Below are 26,366 nucleotides of genomic sequence, written 5' to 3'. Positions count from 1 at the left end.
GAAGCCGTGCCTCAGGGGCGGATGATGCGCCGCTCGATCGCGACGGCGACCGCGCCCGCCCGGGTGTCGACACCGAGCTTGGTGTAGATGTGCGACAGGTGGGACTTCACCGTCGCCTCGGAGACGAACAGCTCACGCGCCATCTCCTTGTTGCCGAGCCCGCGCGAGAGCAGCTCGAGGACCTCGACCTCACGGTCGGTGACGGTGCTCGCGCCCGGCGTCGTACGGCGCACCAGCGTCGCGGCCACCGACGGCGCGAGCACGGTCTCGCCGCGGGCGGTCGCCCGGATGCCGCCGAAGAGGTCGTCGGGCGGCGCGTCCTTGAGCAGGTAGCCGCGTGCTCCCGCCTCGAGCGCCCGCAGGATGTCGGACTCGGTGTCGTAGGTCGTCAGCACCAGCACCTCGGGCGGTACGTCGAGGGCCCGGAGTGCAGCCGTCGCCTCGGCTCCTCCGGGGCGTCCCGCTCCGAGGCTGAGGTCCATCAGCACGACGTCCGGCGGATCTCCGGCCACCACCTCCAGGGCCTGCTCCAGCCCGTCGGCCTCGCCGACGACGACCAGGTCGTCCTGGCCCTCGACCAGGGCGCGGAGCCCGGCGCGCACGACGGGATGGTCGTCGACCAGCACGATCCGGATCACGACGTGCCCGCCTCGGTCCCGAGCGGGAAGCGCACCGAGACCGTGGTGCCCTCCCCCGGCGCGCTCTCGACGTCGGCGCGCCCACCGAGCGCCTCCGCGCGGTCGCGGATACCCGCGAGGCCGCGACCCCGCGCGCCTCGCGGCCGGACCTCGCCGGGCTCGAACCCGCACCCGTCGTCACGCACGTCCAGCACCACCTCGTCGTCCTGGTAGGTCAGCGTCATCACCACCCGTCGCGCGCCCGCGTGCTCGACCACGTTGGCCAGCGCCCCGCGCGCGGTCCGGACCAGGGCGGCGGCGACCACCTCCGGCACCGCGACGGTGTCGCCGTCGACGCGCACCTCGACCCGGATGCCCGGCGCCGCCTGCTCGGCCACCCGGCGCAGGGCGACGGGGAGCGCGGATCCCGAGTTGTCGGACGCCAGGTCGGCGGGCGCCAGGTCGCGCACCACGCGGCGTACCTCGTCGAGGCCGTCGCGGGCGGTCGCCGCCGCGGTGCGGACGTGCGCGCGGGCCGCGTCCGGCTGGGTCTCCCACCCCTGCTCGGCGGCCTGGAGGAGCAGGTTGATGCTCGAGAGCCCCTGCCCGACGGAGTCGTGGATCTCGCGCGACAGCCGCGTCCGCTCGGCGAGGGCGCCCGTGCGTCGCTGCTCCTCGGCCAGGTCGGCCTGCGCCTCGACCAGCCGGTCGAGGAGGTCCTGGCGCGCCCGCGACTCCAGGTCGAGCGCGCGGTAGGCGAGCACCGTCACCAGCGCGACCGCGATCGGACCGGCCACCTGAGCCGGGTCGACCCCGTCGGAGATCCGGAGCCACGCCGCGGTCACCACGGCGGTCATCGCGGTCACCGTCGCCACCGCCCACCCGAACGGGAGCACCCGCAGCACGGCGAAGGCGACGGGTACGGCGCACCACGCGAACGACGGGGCGACCAGGGTGAGCGACGCCCACAGCACGACCATCACCGTCACCCAGACCGTGGGCCACCAGGACCGGCCGGTCAGGAGCCCCCGGGTCGCGAAGGCGAGTCCGAGCACCAGGGCTCCGGTGAGGACGGCGACGCCCGTCGCGTGGATGCCGTGGCGGTCGACGTACCGAGCCGCGCAAGTGACGAGCAGTACGACGAGGACGGCGAGCAGCCACCGGTCGAGACGAGCCGCGGGGGCGAGGATCCCGTGGACGCCGGCGCGCTCCCCGTCGGGCTGCGTCGCGAGTGTGGTCATGGTCGGTCCAGCGTAGGGACACGGCGGTTCGACGGCATCAGCCGATCGGCTATCCAGACGTGGCCGAACGCCCGACGTGCGGAGACCCTCCGCGCACGAAGGATGGCTCCCATGAACCGCATCGCACCGATCACCAGCACCCTGCTCACCGCGGCCGTCCTCGGCTCGACGCTCGGCGCCGGGGCCGCCCACGGCCACGGGCATGGGCACGGCCGTCCGCACGCGTACCAGCTCACCGGCGACCCGGTCAGCGCCACGAACCCGGCCGGGTCGAAGTTCGAGGGCATCGGCGCCGACGAGCGCCGCGGGGTGTTCTATGTCAGCGAGGTCACCGGCGGCGAGATCCACCGCGGACGGGTCGGCTCGGCCGCCACCACCGAGTGGCTCGCGGGCGACGGCACCGACGGACGCTTCACCGCGCGCGGCATCACCGTCGACCGCGCGGGCCGCGTCTACGTCGCGGGCGGCCCCAACGGCATCGGGAACGACCGCCCCGACCTGTGGGTCTACCGCGCGGACGGCACCCTGCTCGCCGCGCTGCGGGCTCCCGGCACCGACGTCTTCCTCAACGACGTCGCGATCGGGCCGGACGGCGCGGCGTACTTCACGAACTCCAACGACGCCCAGGTGTTCCGGGTCGCCCCGGGCCGGGCCGGCTGGCGGGCGACGCTGTGGGCGGACGCGACCGGGACCATCGAGCGCGAGGAGGGCTTCAACCTCGGCGGCATCGTGCTCACCGCCGACCGGCGCTCCTTCGTCGTCGCGCAGGGCAACACCGGTCGCCTCTGGCGCTTCTCGACGCGCACCGGTGCGGCCAGTGCGGTCGACACCGGGGACGCCGACCTGGTGAACGCGGACGGCCTGGTCCGCCAGGGCCAGCGGCTCACGGTGGTGCGCAACTTCAGCCGGATGGTGGCGACGCTGCGCCTGAGCCACGACGGCCGCCGGGCCGTGCTCGTCCGTCAGGAGGCGACCTCGCCCGATCGCGTCCTCACCACCGCCAAGGTCCTGCGCGGCCGGATCCTGTACGTCGACAGCAAGTTCGACGAGGCGGTCGCGACCGGTCCCTACGAGGTCGTCACCGACCCGACCCGATGAGACGCCTGACTCTCGCGGCGCTCCCGCTCGTGCTCGTCCTGTCGGCGTGCACGGGCGGGAGCGACCAGCCCGTCGACCAGCCCCCCGAACACAGCACGGAGCCGCCCGCGGCGACCGAAGCGGCCCCCTCCCCGTCGAGCGCGCCGCCGCGGCCGACGAGGACCCGGCCGCCGGTCGACCAGGCGACGCTCGACCGGCGGCTGCGGGACGCCGCGTGGGCGAACGACGTCGACCGCGCGCGGCGGCTCGTCCGGCACGGAGCCGACGTCAACGCCAAGGACGAGACCGAGCAGTCAGCGTACCTCATCGCCACGAGCGAGGGCTACCTGGATCTGCTGCGGCTCACCCTGCGAGCCGGCGCCAGGATCGACGACAAGGACAGCTGGAACGGCACCGGCCTGATCCGAGCCGCCGAGCGGGGTCACGGGACCGTCGTGGGCGAGCTCCTTCGGACGGGCATCGACCGCGACCACGTCAACCGGATCGGCTACCAGGCGATCCACGAGGCGGTGTGGCTCGGCGAGGACACGGCGTCGTACGCCACCACCGTCCGGGTGCTCGCCGCCGGCGGCGTCCGGTTGCGGGACCGGTCGCCCTCGACGGGCCTGACCCCGCTGGAGATGGCCCGCCAGCGCGGGTATGAACGACTGGAGAGGATCCTGACCCACATGACGACCACCGACCGGCCCGCGGACCCCGACGCCGCCCTGTTGCGGGCGGCCTCCGACGGCGACGCCGACGCGGTCGCCGCCGCGATCCGTGCGGGTGCCGACCTCGAGGCCCGCGACGAGCACGACCGGACGGCGCTGCTGCTGGCCGCGACGTACGACCACGTCCCGGCCGCCGAGGTGCTGGTCGCGATGGGCGCGGACCCCGATGCCCTCGACGACCGTCACGACACCCCGTGGCTGGTCACCGGCGTCACCGGCAGCGTCGCGATGCTCGAGGCCCTGCTCCCCGCGCGCCCGGACCTGACCATCCGCAACCGGTTCGGCGGCCTCTCCCCCATCCCCGCCAGCGAGCGCGGCCACGTCGCGTACGTCCGCCGGGTCGTGAAGACCGACGTCGATATCGACCACGTCAACGACCTCGGCTGGACGGCGCTGCTCGAAGCGATCATCCTCGGCGACGGCGGACCGGACCACCAGGAGATCGTCCGGATCCTCCTCGCCGCCGGCGCCGATCGGCGCATCGCCGACCACGACGGCGTCACCCCGGTGAGGCACGCCGAGCAGCGCGGGTACGACGAGATCGCGGGTCTGCTTCGTCAGCAGGGTGAGCCGCTCGGCTCACCCCCCGCGTAGCCTTCGAGCGACCGCACGAAGCCCCGGAGGAGACCCATGCGCAGCGAGCTGTTCGGCACCAACCTCGAGTCGACGAGCGGGGACCGGTTCACGTTGCAGAACTCCCGGATGCTGCGGGTCGCACTCGACGGGGAGGTGATGGCGCGACAGGGCGCGATGATCGCGTACCAGGGTCAGGTCGACTTCGCCTACCAGGGCTCCGGCGGCATGGGGAAGTTCCTGAAGAAGGCCTTCACCGGCGAGGGCATGCCCCTGATGAAGGTCACCGGCCGCGGGGACGTCTTCTTCGCCGACGACGCGATGGAGATCCACCTGGTCAACCTCGACAACGACGCCCTCACGGTCAACGGCAGCAACGTCCTGGCCTTCGACACCTCGCTCGCCTGGGACATCAAGCGGGTCGAGGGCGCGTCGATGATGGCCGGCGGCGTCTTCAACACGACCTTCACCGGGACCGGGACCGTCGCGATCACCACGCACGGCGCTCCCGTCGTCCTTAACGTCGACGCCCCGACGTACGCCGACATCCAGGCGGCGGTGGCCTGGTCCTCCTCCCTCACCACGGCGGTCCGGCGCACCGCGGGCGCCGGCGCCCTCATCGGCCGCGGCTCCGGCGAGGCGTTCCAGCTGGCCTTCAGCGGTCAGGGCTTCGTGGTCGTCCAGGCCAGTGAGGGCCGGACCGTGCCGACCCACAGCCACTGAGGTGCGTGGGGTGCGCCGTTATCGCAGTGCCCGGGCGACGACGACCTGGTAGCGCGTGTAGTGGAACCGGCCGTTCGGGTGGACGACCCGATCGGTGCAGCTGATCAGCACCAGGCGGGGTCGGCCCGTCGTGGCGAAGTAGCGCTGCGGGAGCCTGCCGGTGCGGGGGTAGCTCGCGGTGTCGGTGATGCGGTACCTGTGCAGGCGCTTGCCGACCTTGACGCTGACGATCTGGCCGCGTTCAGCGCGCTGGAGATTCCACAACGCCCCCGGGTTGTCGTGCCGGTCCGAGACGTGTCCGCCGACGACGACCGTTCCGATCCTCTCGCCGAAGTCGGCCGACCTGCCCAGCCGGGCGACGGTGGCGACCGAGGACGGTAGGACCATCCGGCCTCCCCTCACCACCGTCGAGACGACCGGTGCCCGCAGGCCGATCCCCGGCGCGGTGATGAACGGGACGACCGTTCGAGCCCACCGGCCGGTCGGGTCCTGCGGGAGGAACCCGGAGTACCCGCCGTTCACGACCGGAGCCGAGTACGCCGCGCGCGCGACGGTGGTCGCGTTCACCCTCAGCCCGCAGCGCTGACCGGCAGACGCCTGCGACGCGGTGGCCCTGGTCGAGACCCGCCAGACGTAGACGCCGGGGGCCGGGACGCGCACCGCGGGCGACCTGCTGGCGCCGTTGCGCACCCGCCAGCTCACCTGACGGGCCAGCGTCCCGGCGCGGCAGCCGGCGTCGGCCATCGACGTGAACGGCCCGTAGAGCCGCGCGACGGCCGTGGTCCGCGCGCCGGCGTCGAGGCGGGAGACGCGCACGCGGACCCGGAACGACTCGCCGGGCTCGACCCGGCGATCGGAGGTCCGCGTCCTGAGCCGAGGCGGGTCGGGTGCGGGTCGGTTGGCGCTCACCGTCGCGCTGTCCGGTGCCGACACCACCGCCGCTCCGCCGGGTCCGGTGGCCGTCACGACCGCCGTGTTCGAGATGGACCTCCCGAGGTCCCCGGCGTCGACCCGGTAGGTCGCCGTACAGGTCAGCGCGGCGCCCGGTGCGACCGAGGCCCCCGCCGGGCACGTCGGGACGGGCGGTCGGCCGACCCCGTTGAACGACCGCTCGACGATCGTGAGGCCCGTGGCCGTGCCTGTGCCTACGTTCCGCACCCGGAACGAGTAGGTGACGACCTCGCCCGCGGCGTCGACCGTCGTGGGACTCGCCGACTTGTCGAGCACGAGCGTCGCCGGGGGCGGGAGCACGGCGACGCTCGCCGCCGACTCGTCCGACGTCACGATGCTGCCGCCGGGTCCGTTCCCCACGGCCCGCGCCGTGTTGTCGATGGTGGCGAGGCCGAAGTCCTCGACGCCGACGACGTACGTGCTGGTGCACGTGGTCGAGTCCGTCGGGGCGAGCGTCGTCTCGTCGCACGACGCGTCGGGGAGGGTGCCGGTGCCCGTGAAGTCGACCTCGTCGATGGCGAGGTTCGCGATGGTCGCGGTGCCGTTGTTGGTCACGGCATAGGTGTAGGTGACCGCGTCACCCGCGTCGCCGACCGACGTCGGGGCGGCACTCTTGCCGAGCACCAGGTCATGGCGGGGCACAACCGCGACGATCGCGCTGTCGGTCGTCGACTCGACCGCGCTCCCGTCCGGGTCGGTGGCCCGGGCGTGCGCCACGTTGGTGATCGCGCCGGAGTCGATGTCGGCCAGGTCGACGGTGTACGCCGCCGTACAGGTCGCCGTGTCGGAGGGGGCGAGCGTCGTGGGAGCGCAGCTGGGCGTCGGGAGCGTTCCGCTTCCCGAGAACGAGTCCTCGAGGATCGACGGGGCGCTGACCGTGACGTTGCCACTGTTGGTCACCGTGTACTCGTAGCTCACCGAGTCACCTGCCGCCTGGACGACGGCCGGGGTGACCTCCTTGTCCAGGGACACCTCCGGCGTGCCGACGATGAGGACGACGGCGTCGTCCGACGCCGAGTCCACGACGCCGCCGCCGGGGGCCGTGCCCGTGGCGTGGGCGACGTTGGCGACCGGGTCTCCGGCGTCCATGTCGGCCTGGGTGGTCGTGTACGTCGCCGTGCAGGTGGCCTCCTCGCCGGGGAGCAGCGTGGTGGGCGCGCACGCCGCCGCACCCAGCGTCCCGGAGCCGCTGAAGGTCTCCTCGACGACGCCCACGTCGGTGATCGCCACGTTGCCGGAGTTCGTGACGGTGTACGTGAAGTCGATCTCACTTCCGGTCGCGAGGGCGTACTGGGGTGATGCCTCCTTGACGAGAGCGAGCGCAGGTTGCGGATCGTCCGGCACCTCGGCGTCGTCGGATTCCGAGGTCACGGCCCCTCCACCAGGTGCGGTGCCCGTGGCCTCCGCGACGTTGGTGATTCGCCCCGCGCTCACGTCGGCCGGGAGGAGGGTGTAGGCGCTGGTGCAGGTCGTCTCCTCGCCCGGTGGCAGCGTGGTCCGACCGCAGGCCGGCGTCGGCAGAGCGCCTGCGCCGGAGAACGCCAGCTCCTCGACGCCCACGCCGTCGATCGCGACGTTGCCGGTGTTCGTCACGACGAAGGAGTAGGTGAGCGTGTTCCCGACGGTGAAGTCGGCCGCGCCGGAGGGCGACACGGACTTGACCAGGGACAGCTCGGGGTTCGCCGCGTCGGCGGTGTTCTCGACCGTGCACACGTAGCTGTTCGCGGTGCCGATCGTGAGCTCCCAGACCCCGATGGGTGGTCGCGGCGGCGAGGCGATGAACCCGGAGTCGGTGAGGCAGGCGAGGGTGCCGGTGTAGTCCGAGGGCCTGGAGGGTGACGCGTCGGTGAGCCGGTCGGTGATGAGGTAGGTCCTCCCCCGCACGACCGGCAGGGCGGCCGTCGACGCGGTCGTCTGAGAACCGGTGGTCGTGACGCTCCCGGTCGTCGTACCGGAGGAGTCCGTGAGGGTGACGGTGAACTGGTCGTCCGGCACGAGCCGTCCGTTGACCCGTTTGACGAGGGTGACCGTGGCCTGCTGCTCCCACGAGAGGGTCACCTGTCCGTGACCGGCACGGGTGCCGGAGGCCGAGCTCGCGAGTGTGCCGGTGGCGATCAGGTACCCGCGGCCACCACCACCGGCTCCCTCGTACTTCGGGAAGGTGGTTCCTCCGTCGGTTCCGCCGCCGCCACCACCGCGGTAGCCCCCACCACCGGCGCCGGACCACTCGGCGGCGCCGCCGTTGCCACCCCTGCCCAGCGCGGCGGGCGCCGTGGCCGGGCCGGTGCCGGCGGCGCCGGCGTTCCCGTTCGTGCCTGCCCCTCCGCCGGCGCCGACCGCGGTGAGGGTCGCGGCACCACCACCCCGTGCGTTGCGGGTGCCGTTGGCACCGGCCGTGGCCGCGGTCGTCGCGCCGCCGCCCACGCCACCTGCGGTTCCGGAGCCCGCGCCGCCGCCACCGCCGGCGGCGATGAGCAGGTTGCCCGTCCCCGGACCGAACACGAAGGAGCCTCCGCCGCCCGACCCTCCCGAGCCGGACACCGGCGTCGTCGTCTGACCGGGTACGCCGCCACCGCCGAACGTCCCCACCGTCGTCTTGTCGGCGGCCTGCCCGCCGCTGCCCTGCTGGCCCACCACGATCCGCAGCGTCTGTCCCGGGGTGACCGGCACGTCGGCCGTCGTACGTCCACCCAGGCCTCCGAGGCTCGGGTCGACCCCCGAGTCGACGCCCTTGCTCTTGCCGCCCTGGGCACCGAGCACGACCGCGCGGATCGTGGTCACCCCGACCGGCACGACGAAGTTCTCCACGGCTCCGGTGTAGCTGAACGTCGCCGTGCACCGGGTCGGCGAGGTCGTGCAGTCGGTGGTGACGGCGGCGGCCGGCGCCGTCGTCGACCCGACCAGCGTGGCGACCGTCAGGCTCGCGCCGACGAGCACCAGGACCGTCTGCGTCGCGATCCTGCGCCGTGCCGTGGTGTGCGTGCTCACGTGTGCCTCTCGGTGATCCTCGGATCTCCCGCGCCCCGGGAAGAGCACCACGAGTCCAGCCACCTGCCGACCGTCGCGAACCACCCGAAGCGGGTGAAAGGGTGCGATGGACCCCCGCTCCCGTCGGCGCGCCGGGAGGGAGCGCGTTGCCCGCGTCAGCTCAGGTAGCGGACGCTGACGGTGTCGATGGAGCCGTTGAACGGGAACGGCGCGCGATCGTAGTAGTCCAGCGAGACCGGGCTGCCCAGGCAGGTGCCGATGTCGAGGCAGTCGTTCGCGGTGAACAGCAGCGGTGCGCTGACCGGGACCTGTCCCGACGCGACCTGCTCGTCACCCACGCTGAGCGTGATGTCCAGCGGACCGCCCGGGCGCGCCTCGGCGTACGTCGTCGTGATCTCGATCCGCGCGCGACCGGGCGCCAGCGGTCGCGCGGACCGGATCTTGGTGCGCATCAGGATGAAGCAGTTGTACTCGTAGCAGAGGTGTCCCTGGTCCAGGTAGCAGGTCAGTCCCCCGCCGGACCCGCCCAGCGCGTACAGCACCCCGCTGGCGTCCTCGGGGAGGTCGGCGTCGATGACGACCGTGTTGGCCCGGTTGCCGAGGCCCGGCGCGCAGAACTCCGGCATGCGGGTGATGTCGCCGGTGAACGTCCATTCGCGGTACGGCGTCGAGATGCGGAGCTCGGGGTGGTAGACGGGCACCCAGAGGCCCCCGCCGACGGGGTAGACGCTGTTGCGGGCCGCCTCGATCGCGAAGACCTCCTTCAGCTGGGCGAGCTTCTCCGGATGGTCGTCGGCGAGGTCGCGCGCCTGGGTCCAGTCCTCGTCCAGGTGGTAGAGCTCCCACACGTCCTGGTCGGGCGACCACTCCAGGATGCCCTCCGGGATGCCCGGCACCCACGGGGCCCGCGGCCCGAAAGCCGACGCCATCCACCCGTCGTGGTAGATCGACCGGCTGCCCATGATCTCGAAGTACTGGGTCCGCAGCCGACCCTCAGCGTGGGCGTCGTCGAAGGTGTAGGCGAGGCTCACCCCGTCCAGCGGTTGCTGCTCGACGCCCCGGACCACCCGCGGCGGAGTGATCCCGATGACCTCGTAGATGGTCGGCGCGAGGTCGTTGCAGTGGTGGAACTGGCTGCGTGGCTCGGGGTCGGGAGCGATGTGCCGCGGCCAGCGGACGACCATCGGGTTCCGCGTCCCGCCCAGGTGCGAGGCGAGGAGCTTCATGCCCCGGTACGGCGTGCTCCCGGCCCAGGCCCACCCGGCGTGGTACTGGTTGTCCGTCTTCGGCGAGCCGAGCACGTCGAGGCCGCCGAGCTCCTCCAGCGCCCGGATGTGCATGTCCACGGTCGTCGGGATGCCGTTCTGGGCGAGCAGCTCGCTGATCGTGCCGTTCTGCCCCTCCCCCGAGGATCCGTTGTCGCCCCAGATGTAGAACACGAGGGTGTTGTCGGCGTAGCCGAGCCGCTCGACCTCGTCGACGAGGCGCCCGACCTGGACGTCGACGTGCTCGGCGAACCCGGCGGCGACCTCCATCAGGCGCCGCTGGAACGGGCGCTCGTCCTCGGGAAGGTCGTCCCAGGCGGGGAGGCGCGGATCCCGCGGGGTCAGGGCGGCGTCCTCGGGGATCCAGCCGGACTCCTTGGCCCGCGCGAAGACGCGCTCGCGGTAGGCGTCCCACCCGTCGTCGAACGCGCCGGCGTACTTGTCGGCCCAGTCCTTCATGATGTGGTGCGGGCCGTGCAGGCAGCCGCTGGCCCAGTACATGAAGAACGGCTTGTCCGGTTCGAACGACCGGTGCCGGCGCAGCCACCCGATCGCGTCGTCGGCGAGGTCCTCGCTCAGGTGGTAGCCCTCCTCCGGCCGTCGGGGTGGCAGGACGCTGGTGGTGTTGCGGACGAGGTTCGGCTCGTACTGCGATGCCTCTCCGGCCAGGAACCCGTAGAAGTACTCGAACCCCTTGCCCGTCGGCCAGTTGTGGAACGGACCCGCCGGCGTGGTCTCCTCCGCCGGGGTGTTGTGCCACTTGCCGAAGGCCGCCGTCGAGTAGCCGTAGTCGGTCAGCACCTCCGCGACCAGGGCAGTGCTCGACGGGATGTGTCCCGAGTAGCCGTCCCAGTCGTTCGCGAGCTCGGCGATCTGGCCGTTGCCGATGCGGTGGTGGTTGCGACCGGTGAGCAGGGACGCCCGCGTCGGCGAGCACATGGCCGTCGTGTGGAAGCGGTTGTAGCCGATGCCCTCCTCGCGCAGGCGCGTCAACGTGTCGGTGCGTACGTCGCCGCCGAAGGTGCTCGGCAGTCCCGGACCGGCGTCGTCGATCAGCACCACGAGGATGTTCGGCGCATCGGGCGAGAGCCGCGGCTCGTCGACCCGGCGCTCGTACGTCGACTCCTGCATGGTGCGGCCGGCCGTCGACGCCGAGGGCGTCGGCGGGAACGGCAACACGTCCTGTCGGGGAAGAACCGGGAAGCCGGCCATCGATGCCTCGTCTCTCTGCGCGCCGGCTCCGGCCGCCGACGTCGGGCCTGGCACGCGCGCCCGTGCCAGGCGATGCCGGGACGCTAGTGACGGCGACGGGGAACGCCCTCACCCGTCGCGGGTGAACGCGGTGTCCGGTCGGCGTGAGCGAGACCGGCGAGCATGGCGTTGTAGGCGTCGAGCTGGTCGTCGTCCCCGCGCGCCGCGTCGCGGTCCAGCCGCGCGGCGGCCCGCCGGTCGCTGCGCACCCACTGGGCGAGGAGCACCACGAGGACGAGCACCATGGGCAGCTCGCCGAGCGCCCACGTCATCGACCCGCCCAGGTACTGGTCGCCGAGCAGGTCGGTGGCGAAGCCGCGGTCCAGGAGCGCGTAGTACTCGCCGCCGAGCACGGTGCTCGAGCTCATCACGGAGATCGCGAAGAACGCGTGGAACGGCATCACCACGAGCAGCAGCCCCAACCGCGCCAGGTGCGAGAGCCGACGGGGAACCGGCGCGTCGCCGACCAGCACCTCGAAGAACAGGCACCCCGCGACCAGGAAGTGCAGCTCCATCGCCGCGTGGCCGAGGTGGCTGCCCATCAGCGCGTCGAAGAGCCCGGAGAAGTAGACGACGTACAGGCTCGCGACGGACACCACGGCTGCCGAGACGGGGTGCGCGACGAGCCGGGCGGGTCTCGAGCGCAGGGCGGCCGCGAGCCACTGGCGCGGCCCGTGACCGCCGGGGACGTCGGCCCCGGGAAGGGCTCGCAGGGCGAGGGTGATCGGCGCACCGAGCACGAGGAAGATCGGCGCGATCATCGACAGGACCATGTGGGCCGCCATGTGGGCGCTGAACATCACGTGGGAGTACGTCCCGAGGCCACCCGCGGTCGCGTACCCGACCAGCAGCAGCCCGACGAACCAGGAGACGGACCGGAGCACCGGCCAGCTCTGGCCGCGCCGCCGCAGCGCCAGGATGCCGACGAGGTAGGCGGCCGAACCGAGCCCGACGACGAGCAGCGCGACGCCCGAGAGTTGGAACGAGGTCAGCAGCCGGCCCAGGGTCGGTGCCGGCGGCACGGGGCCTCCGAGCAGGTTCTCGGCGACACTCGTGTAGGGCTCGCCGGCGGGCGGTGGGGTGCGCCCCAGACCGACGCCGAGCGCGATCGCGAGGCTCATCAGCGTGAGCTCGGTCGTCACCAGGGCGGTCAGGACGCGGCCCGTCGGCGGACGCTCCGCCAGTGCCCGACGCAGGCGGACGGCGACGAGGCCGAGTGCGACGACGACCACCAGCTTGGCCAGGACGCCGCGCCCGTACCCGGTCGTGAGCAACGGCGACGGGGAGCCCAGCCGGACCAGCGCGTTGAGTGCACCGGAGACGACCACGACGCCCAGGCACCAGGCGGCCACTCCCGAGAAGCGTCGGGTCGCCCGGGCGTGGCCGGGCGTCGGTCCCGAGCCCCGAAACAGGTGCCAGACGAGGGCGATCACGCCACCGACCCACACCGAGGCCGCCGCGACGTGCAGCAGCAGGCTGATGATGGCCGTGTCGTGGCTGCCCGCGGCCGCCGAGTGCCCGGTGAGGACGGGCGGGAGCTGGGCCGTGATCCCGAGCGCGAGCAGCGCCGCGGTCTCGCGGGCGGTGAGGAGCCACCGCGACAGGAGGGCCACGGCGAGCACGAGGAGTGCCTGGACGAGGAGCGAGCGCCCCTGGTCCGTCTGACGGGCGAACCCGGTCAGCTCGGACCATCGGATCTGGGTGAGCGGCTGGGCGAACTGGTCCGAGAACGTCAGGACCAGCTCGCCGAGGACCGTCAGCAGCCAGGCCAGCGCCAGGGGACGCACGGTCCTGACGGCCGCTACGCCCCGACCGCCGATCTCCTCGCTCATCCGTTCGCTGGTCAGGAGGGGCACCAGGAGCCCCGCCACGACCAGCACCCCGAGGACGCGACCCGCATAGCCCAAGACGGGCAGGCCCCAGCCGGTGAGTGCTCCGGGATCGGGCAGCCCGGCGGGCACCGGCTGCGGCGCCCCGCCGGCGAGCTGGAGCAGGAGCACCAGGCCGGCGAGTCCGACCAGGACGACTGCCGCGACGGCGTACCGACGCCGCGTCATCGGGGTGACCGCCGGGCCAGCACGAGGAGGAGTCCAGCAAGCAGGAAGAGACCCGCCCCGACCGCGACGTCGGTCCGGGTTCGCGACCACCCGCCCGCGTCGCGGCCGGTGGCCGGGCCATCGGCTCGGGCCGGTTCCGCCGTTGTGGCGGGCCCGTCACCGTCCGCACCCACGCTGAACGTGATCTGGGACGTCACCGGGTGACCGTCCTGGGAGACGGCCCGGACGGCGGTCGTCCAGGTGCCTTCCGACCCTCCCGTTCGGACCTGCTGGCGTACGACGTTGCCGTCGACCTCGGGCTCGCCGACCAGGAGGTCCTCGTCGTCGGGCGGCGTGACCACGACGTACGCCGGAGCGCTCATCTCCTCGCTGAACTCGAACGAGACGGTCGTGGGCGCGATGGCGAGCCGCTCACCCTCGCTCGGCGACGACGAGACCAGGGACGCGTGCGCGTACGCCGGCATCGGGTGCCAGGCCAGCACCAGCACGACCAGGACACCGACGACGGCGCCACCGCGTGCCCGATCGATCCCGCGGATCACAGGAGGGTCCTCCAGTAGTCCCAGAACCGGACCAGCGCCAGCACGACGACCACCAGGTACCAGCCCAGCACGACCAGGTAGCGGACGGACCACACGGCCTCGACCACCCGTCGGGCGGTGCCCTCCGGCAGGGCGGCGCGCAGCGCAACCAGGACGGACCAGACCGCGATGGGGATCGTCACCGACCACACCACGAGGCACCACGGGCAGAGCGCGTTGATCCGGTAGAGGCTCTGGAAGGCCAGCCAGTGCACGAACGCCAGCCCGAGGCCGGCGCCGGTCGCGAGACCGGTCAGCACCCAGGTCGGGACCCGGACGCCGCCGGCCAGCAGGACACCGACGGTCAGGACGACGCTGAAGCCCACGAGTCCCAGGAGCGGGTTCGGGAAGCCGAAGGCCGAGGCCTGGTCGGTCCGCATGATCGAGCCGCAGGACAGCACCGGGTTGACGTTGCACATCGGCGTGTACGACGGATCCTCGAGGATCCGGAACTTGTCGACGGTCAGGGCGAACGCGGCCAGCAGCCCGAGGCCTGCCAGCACGACCAGACCGCGCCCGAACGGACGGAGCGGGACCTCCTGCTCGGTGGCGGTCACGACCGGGCCGCGTCCACCGCGGCGACGAGATCACCGGGCTGGGTCGGCTCGTCGTTGACGAACACCGTCGGGGTGCTCCCGACGCCGGACGACATGACCTCGTCGGTGTGCTCCTGGACCCAGTCGTCGTAGCGCCGCTCCGTGATGCACGGCCCGACGGCGTCGATGTCCGCCCCCGCGTCGACCGCCATCGAGGCCAGCGTCCGGTCGTCGAGGCCGGCACCGCCCTCGGAGGGCTGCTGGGCGTAGAGGGACTCGTGCATCGCCATCCAGGCATCCGCGCCGGCGTCGGCCAGGACGCACATCGAGGCGTTCAGTGCCCGGCTCGCGTACTCCGTGGTCGACGCCCGGTCGAGGAACGCGATCGGGACGTACTCGACGGCGACGTCGTCGCTGGCGCGGTACTCGGCGAGAGTGGCGCCCAACGCGGATTCGAACTGCCGGCAGGCGGGGCACTGGAAGTCCTCGACGGCACGCACCGTGACCGCGGCGTCGTCCGGGCCGAAGCGGACCGCGCCCGACTCCGTCAGGCCGGCGGGTACGGCGGCCGGCTCGTCCTCGCCACCGGTCGAAAGCACGCCGACGGTGATCCCGACGACGAGGGCGACGACGAGAGCGCCGATCCCGGCCTGGATCCGGATCGCACGGCGCCGCTCGTCGCGCTTGCGGTCGACGAGCAGCTGGGCCATCTCCTCCCGGCGGGTGCGCTGAGACTGCTTGCCCTCCGGGGTGACGGCGGGCAGGCGGGGGGTCTTCTTCTTGGACATGGGGTTCTCCTGGTTCGGGGTTGCTCGTCAGGCGAGCAGGGACTGGGCGACGTGCTCGCCGTCGGCGGTTCCCGGCGGGATCGCGTAGACGGCGGAGCCGATGGTCGTGACCCACTCGTTGAGCCGGTCGAGATCGGCGAGTCGCCGCTGGACGGGGACGAACTGACGCTCCAGGTCGGCCGCGAAGGCGATGAAGACCAGGCCTGAGTCCTCACCGGACGCCTGGGTCGCATCGGGGACGGTGTAGTTGTAGGCCCGGCGGTGGAACCGCTCGACCGGGTCGGCGCTGCGGGCTCGGGCGACGTGGCTGGCCGGGTCGATGACGGGCAGTCCGAACCGGTCCGTGGCCTCGAAGTCGGGCTCGTCGTGCTCGCGGACGCCCGTGATCGGCGCACCGTTGTCGAGCCGTCGGCCGACGCTGGCCTCGCGCCCGGCGCGGTCGACCCGGTCCCAGGACTCCATGCGCGCGCGGATGCGTCGTACGACCATGAAGGTGCCGCCGACGAACCCCTCCTCCCCCGACCAGACGAGGTCGGCGAAGTCGGGGTCGGCCTCGACGGGGTTGACCGTCCCGTCGACCTGCCCCATGACGTTGCGCATCGTGGTGCCGTCGGGCTCAGTACCCCGGGCGCGCCGGTAGCCGTCCTGGATCCAGCGCAGCTCGGCGAGTCCGCGCACGTCCTTGACCAGCATCCGGCGCGTGTGCGCCAGGGTGAGCGGGTCGTCGGCGCACAGCTGGATCGCCAGGTCGGTCTGGCCCCAGGCGTCGTCGAGCCGGTCGGTCGAGAAGTCCGGCAGCGGCGCCACCCGAGCACCGCGAGGAAGACCGCCGGTGAGTGCCGGGCCGAGCCCGAAGGTCACCGTCAGGCGGGCCGGCGCGGCTGACAGCTCGGGCTCGGTGTCCGCCAGCGCGGCCCGACCCGCGGTCAGCCGGCTCGCGTCGTCGCTGAGCAGGACCAGGAGCCGACGCAACGCGTCCCGGTCGTCGCGGTCCAGCAGGTCGAGTCCGAGCAGGCTGAGATGCGCCTGGGGAGGGGTCGCGACTCCTGCCTGGTGGGCACCGTGGAAGCCCACCAGCTGGTTGCCCGTCACTGCCGCCTCGACCGTGGGAGGTCCAGGGGCGACCGGGGCGGCCTGGGCGCGACCGAGCGCCGAGGCGGACCAGCCGGCGCCGGCGCCCCCGAGGGCGACGGCACCGGTCTGCAGGAGCTGTCGACGCCCCCACCGGGGCGCCGACGTCATCACTCGCTCCCGTCGGACTCGCTCGTGTCCGTCGCGCCGCCCTGGTACTCCTCCTCGGCACCGGTGAACGTCTTGACGGTGGCGTCGAGCTCCTTGGTGGAGTCGTCGGCGAAGGTCAGCGTGATCCGGACCGTCTCCCCCGGCTTCAGCGCCCGGTTGAGGTCCATGACCATCAGGTGGTCGCCCCCCGGGGTGAGCTCGTGGGTGCCGCCGGCCGGTACGACGAATCCGCCGTCCTTGGCCTGCATGCCCATGCCGCCGTCGTCGTTCTGGACGGTCTCGTGCAGCTCCATCTCCGCGGTGATGTCGCTGGTCGCGGAGACGACGGTGACGTCCTGGGGGCTGTCGTTCACCAGGGTGCCGAAGACCGCGGTCATGCCCTCGTCGGCCGCCCTGACCCAGGGGTCGGTGACCGTGAAGAAGTCGGCCTGCGCGGTGGCGGCGGAGGAGTCGCCGGACACCACGGCGTTGCCGCCGGTGCCGGACGCGGAGTCGTCGCCGCACGCGGCGAGGGACAGGGTGAGCGCGGCAGCGCCGAGGGCGGCCGCGAAGGTGCGGTGGTGCATGGGTTCCTCTTCGTTCGACAGGGAGCCCGGTCAGCGCGCGTCGACGGGTCTCGCCACGGACGGCAGGACGAGGAGCGCAGGTGCTGCGGGCAGGTTCAGGAGCCGGAGCGGGACTCCGGAGAGACGGTGCGACGACCGTGCGCCCCTGATCTCGTCGAGGAGGCGTGCGCGGTCGGTCAGGCGGGGACCGGTGGCCCGCGGCGGGAGAGCGGCTGGGACAGCCAGCGCGAGCGCAGCAGCGGGAGGTCGGCCTCGGCGGCCGGGACACGCCGCGACCGGGTCAGGACGGGCGGGGCGAGGACGGTCGTGAGGACGAGGACCAGCCGTCGCCCGGTCAGGGCCAGGACGGTCCACAGGCACCGCTCGCCGCGGGCCAGCCACAGTCCGACGACGGCGGCGACGACCAGGTGCGCGAGCATCATCGGCGCGTGCGCGGTCAGATCGTTCAGGACGTGCCCGACGGGCAGGGCCGGGGCGGGCGCGGACGACGTCCCGGCGCCGGCGGCGTACGCGTCCAGCAGCGAGCCGTGCCGCTGACCGTTGACGACCGGCAGATCGGAGAGGGTCGTCGTCCGAGGCGCGACCACTGCTCCCCCGCTCCGCTCACCCACGTGGCCACCCGAGACCGAGAGCGCGAGGTGCAGCAGCGCCTGCCCGCCGACGGTCATCACCACGAGCCGCAGCCGGGACGCCGGCCTGTTCAACAAGGGTGCGCTGAGCAGCACCGCGAAGACGAAGAAGAAGAGCAGGGCCACCGGTCCGGGGAGCAGGCCCTCGGCCGTCACGTGGCCGGCGATGCCGATGAAGAAGGCGACACCGGCGACCAGGAGGGCGCGCAGCCACAAGACGTAGCTGTCGATGCGGCCCTCCATCCCCTCATTCTCTCATCGGGTGGGAGCTGCGGTCGGGGACCCCGCGGGGAGGACGGCCCGGTGGTGACGGCCCCCACAGGGCGAGGAGTCTCGTCGTCACCGCTGGTGGCGGCGCTCACCCGAACGGCGTCAGCGCACCCAGGCGGGAACGATCGCGAGCCCTTGCACCGGTGCGGTCGGCGGGTCCCACCGGGCGTGGACGCGGACCGGTCCGTGCCGGCCCTGCCGCTTACTGCACCTGTCGCGGCGGCGGTAGTCGGGATTCTTCTCCGACCAACCGCCGAAGGGGCCACTGCACAGGCGACGTGGGCCACGATCGCCGACGCCGGTCACCGTACCGGTCCCACTCGTCGCCCAGTCGCGTTCTTCGGCCCAGAGGACGACGACCCGACTGCCCTGCGGCACCGACCGAAGGACGAGCGAGCCGCCCCCTCCGATCCGCGCACCCGCACCACCCCAGTACCGGTCGTCCCTCACCCGCCGCACGTCACCGTGATGGATGAGCCGACGTTCGTGGAGGAATCGAGTGACGCACGAGTCGTTGGACCACGCTCCGACGTTGCCGAGCGTGTCGGTCGCACGTGCGGAGACGCACAGCACGCGCCCACGGGCGACACCGAGCCGTAGCTGCCTGCGTTCTCCGTCGCCCCCGCCCGCTCGGACCTCGTGTATCTGCAGTCGGGCGGGATAGCGCCATGCAGCCCGCCGCGAGGAGCTCATCGGGGTTCGAGCGACCCGCACGTCGTACGACGCGATCTCGGCCTCGGGCGTCTCGGGACCGGTCGTAGCATCGAGGGTGAACCTGACAGTCCGCTCCACGGTCGTGTCGAACTCCGCCCTGGCGGACACCCAGACCGCCGGCCCAGCGACCGCCACCGGATCGGCCGCGACCGGAGCGGCAACTGCGACCAGCGTCGTGGTTGCCGCGAACGACGAGACGGTGACGCACAGCCGCTGCCAGAAACGAGTCACCGACGGACCGTACCGGCTGAGGTCGCCACCGGCACTCGAATCCCGGAGACGGCGGGCACCGGACCCGCGCCTCCTCCATTGTGGGGTGCAGGGCGAGCAGGCCGGCGACGTACCCGGCGTGCTCGCCTAGGCTCGTCAGATGGGCAGGAGCGCCCTGCTTGTCGCGGTGGTGGCTGCCGCGGTGGTCACCGCGGGGGTGGCCGTGTGGAAAGTCGCGGGGACCGATCCACGGCCCGACCCGATCGAGTGGTTCCCCGCCGCGGGGGCCACCGACGTACCCGCCGGGGTGACCGTCGACGTGGCCTTCGACGGCGGGGTGGACGTCGATCCCGCGGCGCTGGAGTTCACTCTGCGCGACCGGACCGGGGCTCTGGTTCCCGCGCGGGTCCGGTGGGAGGACGACCGGAGCTCGGCGTCCCTCGATCCCGCGGCGGGGCTCGCACCGGGGCGCTACCAGGCGCGGATCGAGATCCGCCAGATGGACGCGCCGTACACCTGGACCTTCGTGGTGTCGCCCACCCCGAGGCTCTCCCGTGGTCCCGGGGGGCCGGTGCTCCTGGTCACCGACGACCGCAACCCGTATGACGACTTCCTCGCCGAGATCCTCCGGGCCGAGGGCATGCCGGCGTTCGAGACCATCGCGCTGCGCGACCTGGCGACCGCGACGCTCGCCGACCATGCGGTGGCCGTGGTCTCCGGTACGCCGCGGCCCACGGCCCGCCTGCAGCTGGGTCGATGGCTCGACGCGGGAGGCCGGCTCGTGCTCAACGACGCGGGCGACGAGCTGGCCGGACTGGCGGGGCTCCGCCGGGTGCCCGGTGCCGTCGCGGAGGGCGAGCTCCGGGTCGACACCGGCAGCGAGGCGGGACGAGGTCTGCCCGCCGCGCCGCTGCGTCTCCACGCCGACGCGGGAGGCGTCGAGGCCACCGACGGGACCGACGTCGTCGCGACCGTCCAGGGCGACGGCCGCTCGTTCCCCGCGGTCACCCTGCGGGAGGTCGGACCGGCCGGTGGCAGCGTCGCCGCGTTCACCTTCGACCTGGCCGAGTCCGTCGTCCTCACCCGCCAGGGCAATCCGCGGTGGGCCGGCCAGGAGCGCGACGGCACACCGCCGGTGCGGCCCAACGACCTGTTCTTCGGCGACTCCGCCGACGACCCCGCCGACGACTGGGTGGACCTCGAGCAGGTGCAGGTCCCGCAGGCCGACGAGCAGATGCGCCTGCTGTCGCGGCTGCTCCAGGAGATGACCGCGACGGCCACGCCGCTGCCGCGGTTCTGGTACTTCCCGGACGACGAGGACGCCGTCCTGGTGATGGCCGCGGACGACCACGGGACCGAGGACGGGACGGCAGACCTGTTCGCCGCGATGCAGGCCTCGGACCCGCCCGGCTGCGACGTCGACCGCTGGGAGTGCGCGCGGGCGACGGCATGGCTGGATCCTGGGAGCGGCCTGAGGTCCGAGGACGCCACGGACCTCCACGACGCCGGGTTCGACCTCGGCGCCCATGTCACGACCGGCTGCCAGGACTGGACGGAGACCTCGCTGCGCCTGGCCTACCTCCGGGGCCTGCGCGCGTTCCGGGTGAGGTATCCCGACCTGCCCGCCCAGACCGGGCACCGGCTGCACTGCATCGCGTGGACCGAGCTGGTGACCCAGCCGGAGGTCGAGCGGGACTGGGGCATCCGGATCGACATGAACTACTACTACTGGCCCGTCGACTGGGTGGCGTCGCGGGCCGGGTTCATGACCGGCTCCGGCCTACCGCTGCGGTTCAGCGACCTGGACGGCGGACTCATCGACGTCTACCAGCAGGAGACCCACCTCGTCGACGAGGTCTTCGCCGGCGACCCGGACGCACTGCGCGGGCTGGTCGAGCGGGCACGCGGCCCCGAGGGGTACGTCGCGGCGTTCGGCACCCACCACGACTTCAGCACGGACTTCGGGGCGGAGGTGATGGAGGTCGCCCGCGACCTCGACGTACCGATCATCTCCGCGCAGCAGCTGCTGGACTGGACCGACGGCCGCTCCGCCTCCACCGTCGACCGCCTGCGCTGGTCGTCCGACAGCGTCACCTTCACCGTCACGGTCGACGAGCGGGCCGAGGGCAGGCTGCGCGCCCTGCTGCCGACCGAGGCGCTGGGCGGGCGCCTCGCGACCGTCGAGCGCGACGGCGAGCCGCTCGAGCTCACCTCCCGGGAGATCAGAGGGGTCCAGTACGCCTTCTTCGACGCCCGCAGCGGGGCGTACGCCGCGTCGTACCGGTAGCCGTCGCGCCGAGTACGTTCGGTCAGCGGAACGACGGGACAACGTCCGCGATGAACCGCGCGAGGGAGGCCTTCTTCTCGGCGTGGGACATGCTGTTGTCGATCCAGAAGCTGTACTCGTCGACGCCGAGCGACTCGTAGTGCTTCAGTCGCTCGACGACCTCCTCGGGCGTGCCGATCATGGCGGTGCGGTGCAGGGAGTCGAGCTCGAACTCGGGGCGCTCGGCGAACTTCTCCTCGGGGCTGGGCTCGAGGAAGCCGTCGACGGGGGTCGTCTTGTTGCCGAACCAGGCGTCGAAGGTGCGGTAGAACCGAGCGATCGCCGCGGCGGCGGGACGCCAGCCCTCGGGGTCGTTCTCGTCGTGGACGTGGGTGTGCCGCAGGACCATCAGCCGCGGGCGCTCGACCTCCGGGTGGTTGCCGACGGCCGTCTCGAACTTGTCGACCAGCGCCTGCACCTCCTCGTCACCCTTCATGAGCGGCGTGACCATGACGTTGCATCCCGAGCGGACGGCGAAGTCGTGGGAGTCGGGGTCGCGGGCCGCGATCCACATCGGCGGAGTGGGCTGCTGGATCGGCTTGGGCACCGAGGTGGAGGTCGGGAACTGCCAGATCTCGCCGTCGTGGGCGTAGTCGCCCTGCCAGAGCGCCCGTACGGCGGGGACGAGCTCGCGCAGGTGCTTGCCCCCGTCGGTGGCCGGGAGACCGCCGGCCATCCGGTCGAACTCGAACTGGTAGGCCCCCCGAGCGAGGCCCACCTCCATCCGGCCGTTGCTGATGACGTCGAGCAGGGCGCACTCGCCCGCCGCGCGGATCGGGTTCCAGAACGGCGCGATGATGGTCCCGGCGCCGAGCCGGATGGTCTCCGTGCGTGCCGCCACGTAGGCCAGGATCGGCATCGGGCTGGGTGAGATGGTGTACTCCATCGAGTGGTGCTCGCCGACCCAGACGGTGCTGAACCCGCCTGCTTCGGCCATGAGCGTCAGCTCGGTCAGGTTCTCGAAGAGCTCTCGGTGCGACACCTCCTCGTCCCAGCGCTCCATGTGCACGAACAGCGAGAACTTCACGACGGCTCCTCCGGGGATGGTGCGGACAGGTTCATCTCGGCGACGGTGACGTCGCCGCTGGCGTAGTGGGTGCGAGGTACCTCGCGCACGACCACACGGACGTGCTCGGGGCGGGCGGCCGCCGCGGTGACGACGGCCTGGTGCACGGCGTGGATCAGGGCGCGTACCTGGTCGGGGTCGCGGCCCTCGGTCAGGGTGACGTCGACGAACGGCACGCTCAGCTCCTCATCACGAACGGGTCGCCGAGGGGCTCCGGGCTCGTGTTGATCCAGACGCTCTTGAGCTGGGTGTACTCCTTGATCGTCTCCTGGCCGTGCTCGACGCCGACGCCGCTGTTCTTGTAGCCCTGGCGTGGGGACATCGGGGACATCGCCCGGTAGGTGTTGACCCAGATGGTGCCGGCCTGGAGCCGGCCGGCCATCCGGTGCGCGCGGCCGAGGTCGTTGGTCCAGACGCCGGCCGCCAGGCCGTACTCGGTGTCGTTGGCGAGGCCGACGACCTCGTCCTCGGTGTCGAAGGGCATCACGGCGGCGACCGGGCCGAAGATCTCCTCCTGGACGACCCGCATGTCGTTGTCGACGTCGACCAGGACGGTCGGCTCGTAGAAGTAGCCGCCCAGTCCCCCGCCGTCGGTGGGCGTGCCGCCGGTGAGGACGCGGGCGCCCTCGCTGCGGCCGATGTCGACGTATCCCGCGACCTTGTCGCGCTGGTCGGCGAAGGCGAGCGGGCCGAGCTCGGTGTCGTCGCGGAGAGGGTCGCCGATGCGGATGGTCGCGGCGCGCTCGGCGACTCGTTCGAGGAGCTCGTCGTAGACGCTGCGGTGGGCGAAGACCCGGCTGCCCGCGATGCAGGTCTGGCCGGCGGCGGCGAAGACCCCGGCGACCACCCCCATCGCGGCGTTCGCGACGTCGGCGTCCTCGAAGACGATGTTCGGCGACTTGCCGCCGAGCTCGAGGGTGGAGCCGAGGAAGCGGGCGGCGACCGACGACGCGATCCGCGAGCCGGTGCCGGTGCTGCCGGTGAAGGAGATCTTGGCGATGTCGGGGTGGTCGACGAGCGCCTGGCCGGCCTCTGCCCCGAAGCCCGTCACGACGTTGACGACCCCGGGCGGGAAGCCGGCCTCCTCGACGAGCTCGGCGAGGCGGAGCACGGACGCCGAGGTGTACTCCGACGGCTTGATGACCATGGTGTTGCCCGAGCACAGCGCGGGAGCGAGCTTGCTCGTGGTCAGGGTGAGCGGGGAGTTCCACGGCGTGATCGCGCCGACGACGCCGAGCGGCTCGCGCATCGTGTAGTTGAGGACGGAGCGGTCCGACGTGGGGATGACGTCGCCCTGGATCTTGTCGGCGAGGCCGGCGTAGTAGTGGTAGTACTCCGGCAGTGTCGCCAGCTGCCCGCGCATCTCGCGCAACAGCTTGCCGTTGTCGAGGCTCTCGGTGTGGGCCAGCTCCTCGGCGTTCTCCGCGACCAGGTCGGCGAGCCGGCGGAGCAGGCGGCCACGTCGGGTCTGGCTGAGATCGCGCCAGCGGGGGTCCTCGAAGGCGCGCCGGGCCGAGGTCACGGCGCGGTCGACGTCGGTCGCGTCGCCGCGCGCCGCGGCGTACAGGGTGCCGCGGGTCGCGGGGTTGTGGCTGTCGAACCACGCGCCCGAGTGGGGCTCCACCTGCTCGCCCCCGATGTGGTGCCGTCGACGCTCGACGGTGGATGCGGTGGTCTCAGACATGGACGGCTCCTCGGATGAGCTGGTCGACGAGGTCCGCCAGGACGGACGGAGCCTCGAGGGGAAGCATGTGGCGGACGCCGGGCACCACGACGGCGCGGCACTCGGGTACGGCGGCCGCGAGGCGCTCGGTCATCTCGGGCGTGGAGCCGGGGTCCTCGCCTCCGGTCACGGCCAGGCTCGGGACCTGGATCCGGCCGAGGTCGGGGCCGACCACGGCGTCGCCGGTGGCGAACACGCGGTAGCAGGCGAGGAACTGACCGGGGTCGTTCGCGGCCAGCACCCTGCGGGTTCGCTCGACCGCGTCGGCGCCGACGTCGGACCCGTCGAACCAGCGGCGCAGCGAGGCCTCGTTGCTCGCGGCCGGGTCGGTCGTCGCGCGGTCGAGCCGCTCGAGGACGGCGGCGCGCTCGTCCGTCGTCCGGCGGCACACGGAGCTGACACTGGTCAGGGACGACACGAGGTCGGGCCGGTGGACGGCGAGGTGCTGCGCGACGAGCGCGCCGAGAGAGAAGCCGACGAGGTGGGACGCCGGCGGGACCTGGTCGGCGACGAGCGCGGCCAGGCCGGCGAGGTCGACGTCGGCAGGCACGCGGGGACCGTCGCCGTGCCCGGGCAGGTCGGGAGTGCGGACGTCGTACCGCTCCGCCAGCCGGGTGCGCACCTCGTCCCAGACCGAGTGGTCCAGGCCGACGCCGTGGAGGAGCACGGCCACCGGTCGCGTCATCGTCCGCTCCTCCTCACCCTCGCCACGCTGTGCTCACTGCTCCGTGGACAGGGCGGCCAGCCGCTGCTGGGGACGTCCCTGCGCGGCGGCCGCGAGTGCCACGACGATCTCGCCGGGATGGGGAGCGTCGGGGACGCGCACCTCGAAGGACTGGTGGTGCGACCGGATGGTGGCGTCCGTGACGTGCTTGAGCGGGATGTCGAAGACGACCCCGGCCGGTCCGCGCTTCTCGACGGCGGGCAGGAGGGTGGTCGCGGACGCGGCCGAGCGGAAGTGATCGCCGAACTGCAGGGTGTGGATCAGGCCGGAACCGTGCTCGATCTCGCCGTCGAGTCCGACGATCGCAGCCTTGCCGTACGCCTCGACCGGCTCGCCGAGGGCCGCGATCACGCGTGGCGCCAGGAGGGCGCCCAGGTCGGACGCGTGCGCGGCGATGCCGGGCGCGAGGTCCTCGACGAACCCCTCCCCCGACCACGGGTTCTCGATGACGGCCGCCACGACCGCGACGCGCGCGGCCGGCTCGACCGGGCGACCGCCCTCGGTACGGATCTCGTCGACGACGGTGACGATCTTGCGGACGTTCATGGGGTTCCTTCCGGAGGTTCTCAACAAGTCAGTGGGTCGTGGCCGACACGGCCGGGTCGGTGCTGCGGTCGCCGATGCGCGCGTGCGGGCGGGGGCCGGTCGAGGCGGCGGCGACGACGACGATCTCGTCGGCGCGCGGTGCATCGGCGACGCGCGCGCTGACGGTCTGGTAGTGGCTGCGGGTCGCGGCGTGCGTCTTGTGCCACATCGGGACGACCAGCGCCTCCCCCGCGTCGGCCCGGGTGTCGGCGAAGCAGATGATCGACTCGCCGGCCAGGAAGTCGCGCATGAGGTTGCCGAAGTACGGCGTGTGGATGAGCGCGCCCGCGTGCTCGACCTCGCCGCCGGTGCCGACGATCGCGGCCTTCCCGAACGCCTCCACCGCGTCGACGCCGCCGAGCGCGGCCAGGAGCCGGTCGGTCAGCTCGCGAGCGAGCACCGGGGCCATCGCGGCCACCTCCGGCGCCAGGTCGCGGACCGCCGACGTGCCGACCCACGGGTTGCGGATCACGGCGGCGACGCTGGCGCGGACGGCCGGGACGGCGGGGGCGCTGCCGTTCTCCAACAGCGTCTCCTCCCGGAACAGGCAGATCCTCCGCAGCCACGGATGCGCGGCGCCGCCGGTCGGGTCCGCTGCGGCGGGTCGGGCCTCGAGGTCGAGCGTCATGACATCTCCTAGCGCTGTTGTATGCAACAGAACGTACGTCGGAGGCGATTCGCTGTCAACAGCCGACCGCGACCTCCCGGCTCGCGGCGTGGGCCGCGATCGACGTCACCACGGCGGTAGATACCGCATAACCGCACGTCTTAGGCTGTCTTTCGGCCTCCTGGGACGCGTGCCGGCCCGCATGTCTGGACTAGGCGCGCGGCCTCTGCTGCGGGATCGATGGTGACCGTTGACACAGCTGCACGGCGTACGTATCGTCCTGATGTATGCAAGACCGCCAGCCAGGCGGCTCAGGGGCCAGGGA

Annotated in this window: 22 protein-coding genes; 4 read left to right on the top strand and 18 right to left on the bottom strand. The window is 72.7% G+C overall.

Annotated features, from left to right (window positions below; translation table 11 throughout):
- Positions 1–11 precede the first annotated feature (11 nt).
- Entirely contained in the window at positions 12–638 is a 627-nt protein-coding gene (locus VMF51_RS02430) for a response regulator transcription factor (protein WP_325472792.1), read from the bottom strand.
- Positions 635–1,858 carry a sensor histidine kinase gene (locus tag VMF51_RS02425; RefSeq protein ID WP_325472791.1) on the bottom strand — a complete coding sequence of 408 codons (1,224 nt, stop codon included), beginning with the start codon at positions 1,856–1,858 and terminating at the stop codon, positions 635–637. The genes VMF51_RS02430 and VMF51_RS02425 overlap by 4 nt, the downstream gene beginning before the upstream one ends.
- Before the next feature lie 111 nt (positions 1,859–1,969).
- On the opposite strand from VMF51_RS02425, the gene VMF51_RS02420 reads away from it, so the two are divergent.
- The 3 genes from VMF51_RS02420 to VMF51_RS02410 are packed head-to-tail and all read left to right on the top strand — an operon-like array spanning position 1,970 to position 4,962.
- Positions 1,970–2,956, top strand: a complete 987-nt coding sequence (locus VMF51_RS02420; protein ID WP_325472790.1) for a gluconolaconase — start codon at positions 1,970–1,972, stop codon at positions 2,954–2,956.
- Positions 2,953–4,260: an ankyrin repeat domain-containing protein gene (locus tag VMF51_RS02415; RefSeq protein ID WP_325472789.1), complete on the top strand. Its 1,308-nt coding sequence runs from the start codon at positions 2,953–2,955 to the stop codon at positions 4,258–4,260. The genes VMF51_RS02420 and VMF51_RS02415 overlap by 4 nt, the downstream gene beginning before the upstream one ends.
- A 36-nt stretch (positions 4,261–4,296) precedes the next feature.
- The gene (locus VMF51_RS02410) at positions 4,297–4,962 is read left to right on the top strand and encodes an AIM24 family protein (RefSeq protein ID WP_325472788.1); all 666 of its coding nucleotides are present in this window, start codon (positions 4,297–4,299) and stop codon (positions 4,960–4,962) included.
- Positions 4,963–4,980: 18 nt separating this feature from the next.
- Here the strand turns inward: VMF51_RS02410 and VMF51_RS02405 are convergent, their stop codons facing one another.
- From VMF51_RS02405 to VMF51_RS02360, 10 genes are all read right to left on the bottom strand, one after another.
- Positions 4,981–8,901, bottom strand: a complete 3,921-nt coding sequence (locus VMF51_RS02405; RefSeq protein WP_325472787.1) for a DUF7507 domain-containing protein — start codon at positions 8,899–8,901, stop codon at positions 4,981–4,983.
- Between the two features lie 155 nt (positions 8,902–9,056).
- Positions 9,057–11,378, bottom strand: a complete 2,322-nt coding sequence (locus VMF51_RS02400) for an arylsulfatase (RefSeq protein WP_325472786.1) — start codon at positions 11,376–11,378, stop codon at positions 9,057–9,059.
- A gap of 83 nt (positions 11,379–11,461) precedes the next feature.
- Positions 11,462–13,474, bottom strand: coding sequence for a cytochrome c oxidase assembly protein (locus VMF51_RS02395; protein ID WP_325472785.1), 2,013 nt, complete (start codon positions 13,472–13,474; stop codon positions 11,462–11,464).
- On the bottom strand, positions 13,471–14,016 hold the full coding sequence (locus VMF51_RS02390; RefSeq protein WP_325472784.1) for a copper resistance CopC family protein: 546 nt from the start codon (positions 14,014–14,016) through the stop codon (positions 13,471–13,473). The genes VMF51_RS02395 and VMF51_RS02390 overlap by 4 nt, the downstream gene beginning before the upstream one ends.
- Positions 14,013–14,612, bottom strand: coding sequence for a vitamin K epoxide reductase family protein (locus VMF51_RS02385; RefSeq protein WP_325472783.1), 600 nt, complete (start codon positions 14,610–14,612; stop codon positions 14,013–14,015). Before VMF51_RS02385 ends, VMF51_RS02390 begins: the two co-directional genes overlap by 4 nt.
- The gene (locus VMF51_RS02380; protein WP_325472782.1) at positions 14,609–15,379 is read right to left on the bottom strand and encodes a DsbA family protein; all 771 of its coding nucleotides are present in this window, start codon (positions 15,377–15,379) and stop codon (positions 14,609–14,611) included. The genes VMF51_RS02385 and VMF51_RS02380 overlap by 4 nt, the downstream gene beginning before the upstream one ends.
- 27 nt (positions 15,380–15,406) lie before the next feature.
- Complete coding sequence (locus VMF51_RS02375; protein WP_325472781.1) at positions 15,407–16,621, bottom strand: Dyp-type peroxidase; 1,215 nt, start codon at positions 16,619–16,621, stop codon at positions 15,407–15,409.
- Complete coding sequence (locus tag VMF51_RS02370) at positions 16,621–17,187, bottom strand: copper chaperone PCu(A)C (protein ID WP_325472780.1); 567 nt, start codon at positions 17,185–17,187, stop codon at positions 16,621–16,623. Before VMF51_RS02370 ends, VMF51_RS02375 begins: the two co-directional genes overlap by 1 nt.
- Before the next feature lie 176 nt (positions 17,188–17,363).
- Complete coding sequence (locus VMF51_RS02365; RefSeq protein WP_325472779.1) at positions 17,364–18,059, bottom strand: hypothetical protein; 696 nt, start codon at positions 18,057–18,059, stop codon at positions 17,364–17,366.
- A 129-nt stretch (positions 18,060–18,188) separates the two neighbouring features.
- Entirely contained in the window at positions 18,189–19,031 is an 843-nt protein-coding gene (locus VMF51_RS02360) for a hypothetical protein (protein WP_325472778.1), read from the bottom strand.
- 139 nt (positions 19,032–19,170) lie between these two features.
- Here VMF51_RS02360 and VMF51_RS02355 point away from each other — a divergent pair, with 139 nt between their 5' ends.
- Positions 19,171–21,297 (top strand): Ig-like domain-containing protein, encoded by a 2,127-nt coding sequence (locus VMF51_RS02355; protein WP_325472777.1) that lies wholly within the window; start codon positions 19,171–19,173, stop codon positions 21,295–21,297.
- 22 nt (positions 21,298–21,319) lie between these two features.
- Here VMF51_RS02355 and VMF51_RS02350 read toward each other — a convergent pair whose 3' ends face one another.
- Genes VMF51_RS02350 through VMF51_RS02325 form a run of 6 tightly spaced genes read right to left on the bottom strand, consistent with a single transcriptional unit; the run spans position 21,320 to position 26,062 of the window.
- Entirely contained in the window at positions 21,320–22,363 is a 1,044-nt protein-coding gene (locus VMF51_RS02350; protein WP_325472776.1) for an LLM class flavin-dependent oxidoreductase, read from the bottom strand.
- Entirely contained in the window at positions 22,360–22,578 is a 219-nt protein-coding gene (locus VMF51_RS02345) for a tautomerase family protein (RefSeq protein ID WP_325472775.1), read from the bottom strand. Before VMF51_RS02345 ends, VMF51_RS02350 begins: the two co-directional genes overlap by 4 nt.
- 2 nt (positions 22,579–22,580) lie before the next feature.
- Complete coding sequence (locus tag VMF51_RS02340) at positions 22,581–24,086, bottom strand: aldehyde dehydrogenase (protein WP_325472774.1); 1,506 nt, start codon at positions 24,084–24,086, stop codon at positions 22,581–22,583.
- Positions 24,079–24,810, bottom strand: a complete 732-nt coding sequence (locus tag VMF51_RS02335; protein ID WP_325472773.1) for an alpha/beta hydrolase — start codon at positions 24,808–24,810, stop codon at positions 24,079–24,081. Before VMF51_RS02335 ends, VMF51_RS02340 begins: the two co-directional genes overlap by 8 nt.
- A 33-nt stretch (positions 24,811–24,843) precedes the next feature.
- Positions 24,844–25,395 (bottom strand): amino acid synthesis family protein, encoded by a 552-nt coding sequence (locus VMF51_RS02330; protein ID WP_325472772.1) that lies wholly within the window; start codon positions 25,393–25,395, stop codon positions 24,844–24,846.
- A 28-nt stretch (positions 25,396–25,423) separates the two neighbouring features.
- A complete protein-coding gene (locus VMF51_RS02325; protein WP_325472771.1) occupies positions 25,424–26,062 on the bottom strand; it encodes an amino acid synthesis family protein in 639 nt (212 codons plus the stop codon).
- Positions 26,063–26,366 lie beyond the last annotated feature (304 nt).

Origin of the sequence: Nocardioides sp. (assembly GCF_035503875.1) — a bacterium.
In the GTDB taxonomy this organism is placed as follows: domain Bacteria; phylum Actinomycetota; class Actinomycetes; order Propionibacteriales; family Nocardioidaceae; genus Nocardioides.
The sequence above is the reverse complement of the archived record's forward strand: the minus strand, read 5'-3'. Positions and strand labels throughout refer to the sequence as shown.

Coding starts and splice junctions, on each gene's coding strand:
- VMF51_RS02325 (WP_325472771.1), bottom strand. CDS start 26,062: ATGACGCTCGACCTCGAGGCCCGACCCGCCGCAGCGGACCCGACCGGC.
- VMF51_RS02370 (WP_325472780.1), bottom strand. CDS start 17,187: ATGCACCACCGCACCTTCGCGGCCGCCCTCGGCGCTGCCGCGCTCACC.
- VMF51_RS02425 (WP_325472791.1), bottom strand. CDS start 1,858: ATGACCACACTCGCGACGCAGCCCGACGGGGAGCGCGCCGGCGTCCAC.
- VMF51_RS02400 (WP_325472786.1), bottom strand. CDS start 11,378: ATGGCCGGCTTCCCGGTTCTTCCCCGACAGGACGTGTTGCCGTTCCCG.
- VMF51_RS02375 (WP_325472781.1), bottom strand. CDS start 16,621: ATGACGTCGGCGCCCCGGTGGGGGCGTCGACAGCTCCTGCAGACCGGT.
- VMF51_RS02365 (WP_325472779.1), bottom strand. CDS start 18,059: ATGGAGGGCCGCATCGACAGCTACGTCTTGTGGCTGCGCGCCCTCCTG.
- VMF51_RS02380 (WP_325472782.1), bottom strand. CDS start 15,379: ATGTCCAAGAAGAAGACCCCCCGCCTGCCCGCCGTCACCCCGGAGGGC.
- VMF51_RS02415 (WP_325472789.1), top strand. CDS start 2,953: ATGAGACGCCTGACTCTCGCGGCGCTCCCGCTCGTGCTCGTCCTGTCG.
- VMF51_RS02420 (WP_325472790.1), top strand. CDS start 1,970: ATGAACCGCATCGCACCGATCACCAGCACCCTGCTCACCGCGGCCGTC.
- VMF51_RS02395 (WP_325472785.1), bottom strand. CDS start 13,474: ATGACGCGGCGTCGGTACGCCGTCGCGGCAGTCGTCCTGGTCGGACTC.
- VMF51_RS02340 (WP_325472774.1), bottom strand. CDS start 24,086: ATGTCTGAGACCACCGCATCCACCGTCGAGCGTCGACGGCACCACATC.
- VMF51_RS02330 (WP_325472772.1), bottom strand. CDS start 25,395: ATGAACGTCCGCAAGATCGTCACCGTCGTCGACGAGATCCGTACCGAG.
- VMF51_RS02355 (WP_325472777.1), top strand. CDS start 19,171: ATGGGCAGGAGCGCCCTGCTTGTCGCGGTGGTGGCTGCCGCGGTGGTC.
- VMF51_RS02335 (WP_325472773.1), bottom strand. CDS start 24,810: ATGACGCGACCGGTGGCCGTGCTCCTCCACGGCGTCGGCCTGGACCAC.
- VMF51_RS02410 (WP_325472788.1), top strand. CDS start 4,297: ATGCGCAGCGAGCTGTTCGGCACCAACCTCGAGTCGACGAGCGGGGAC.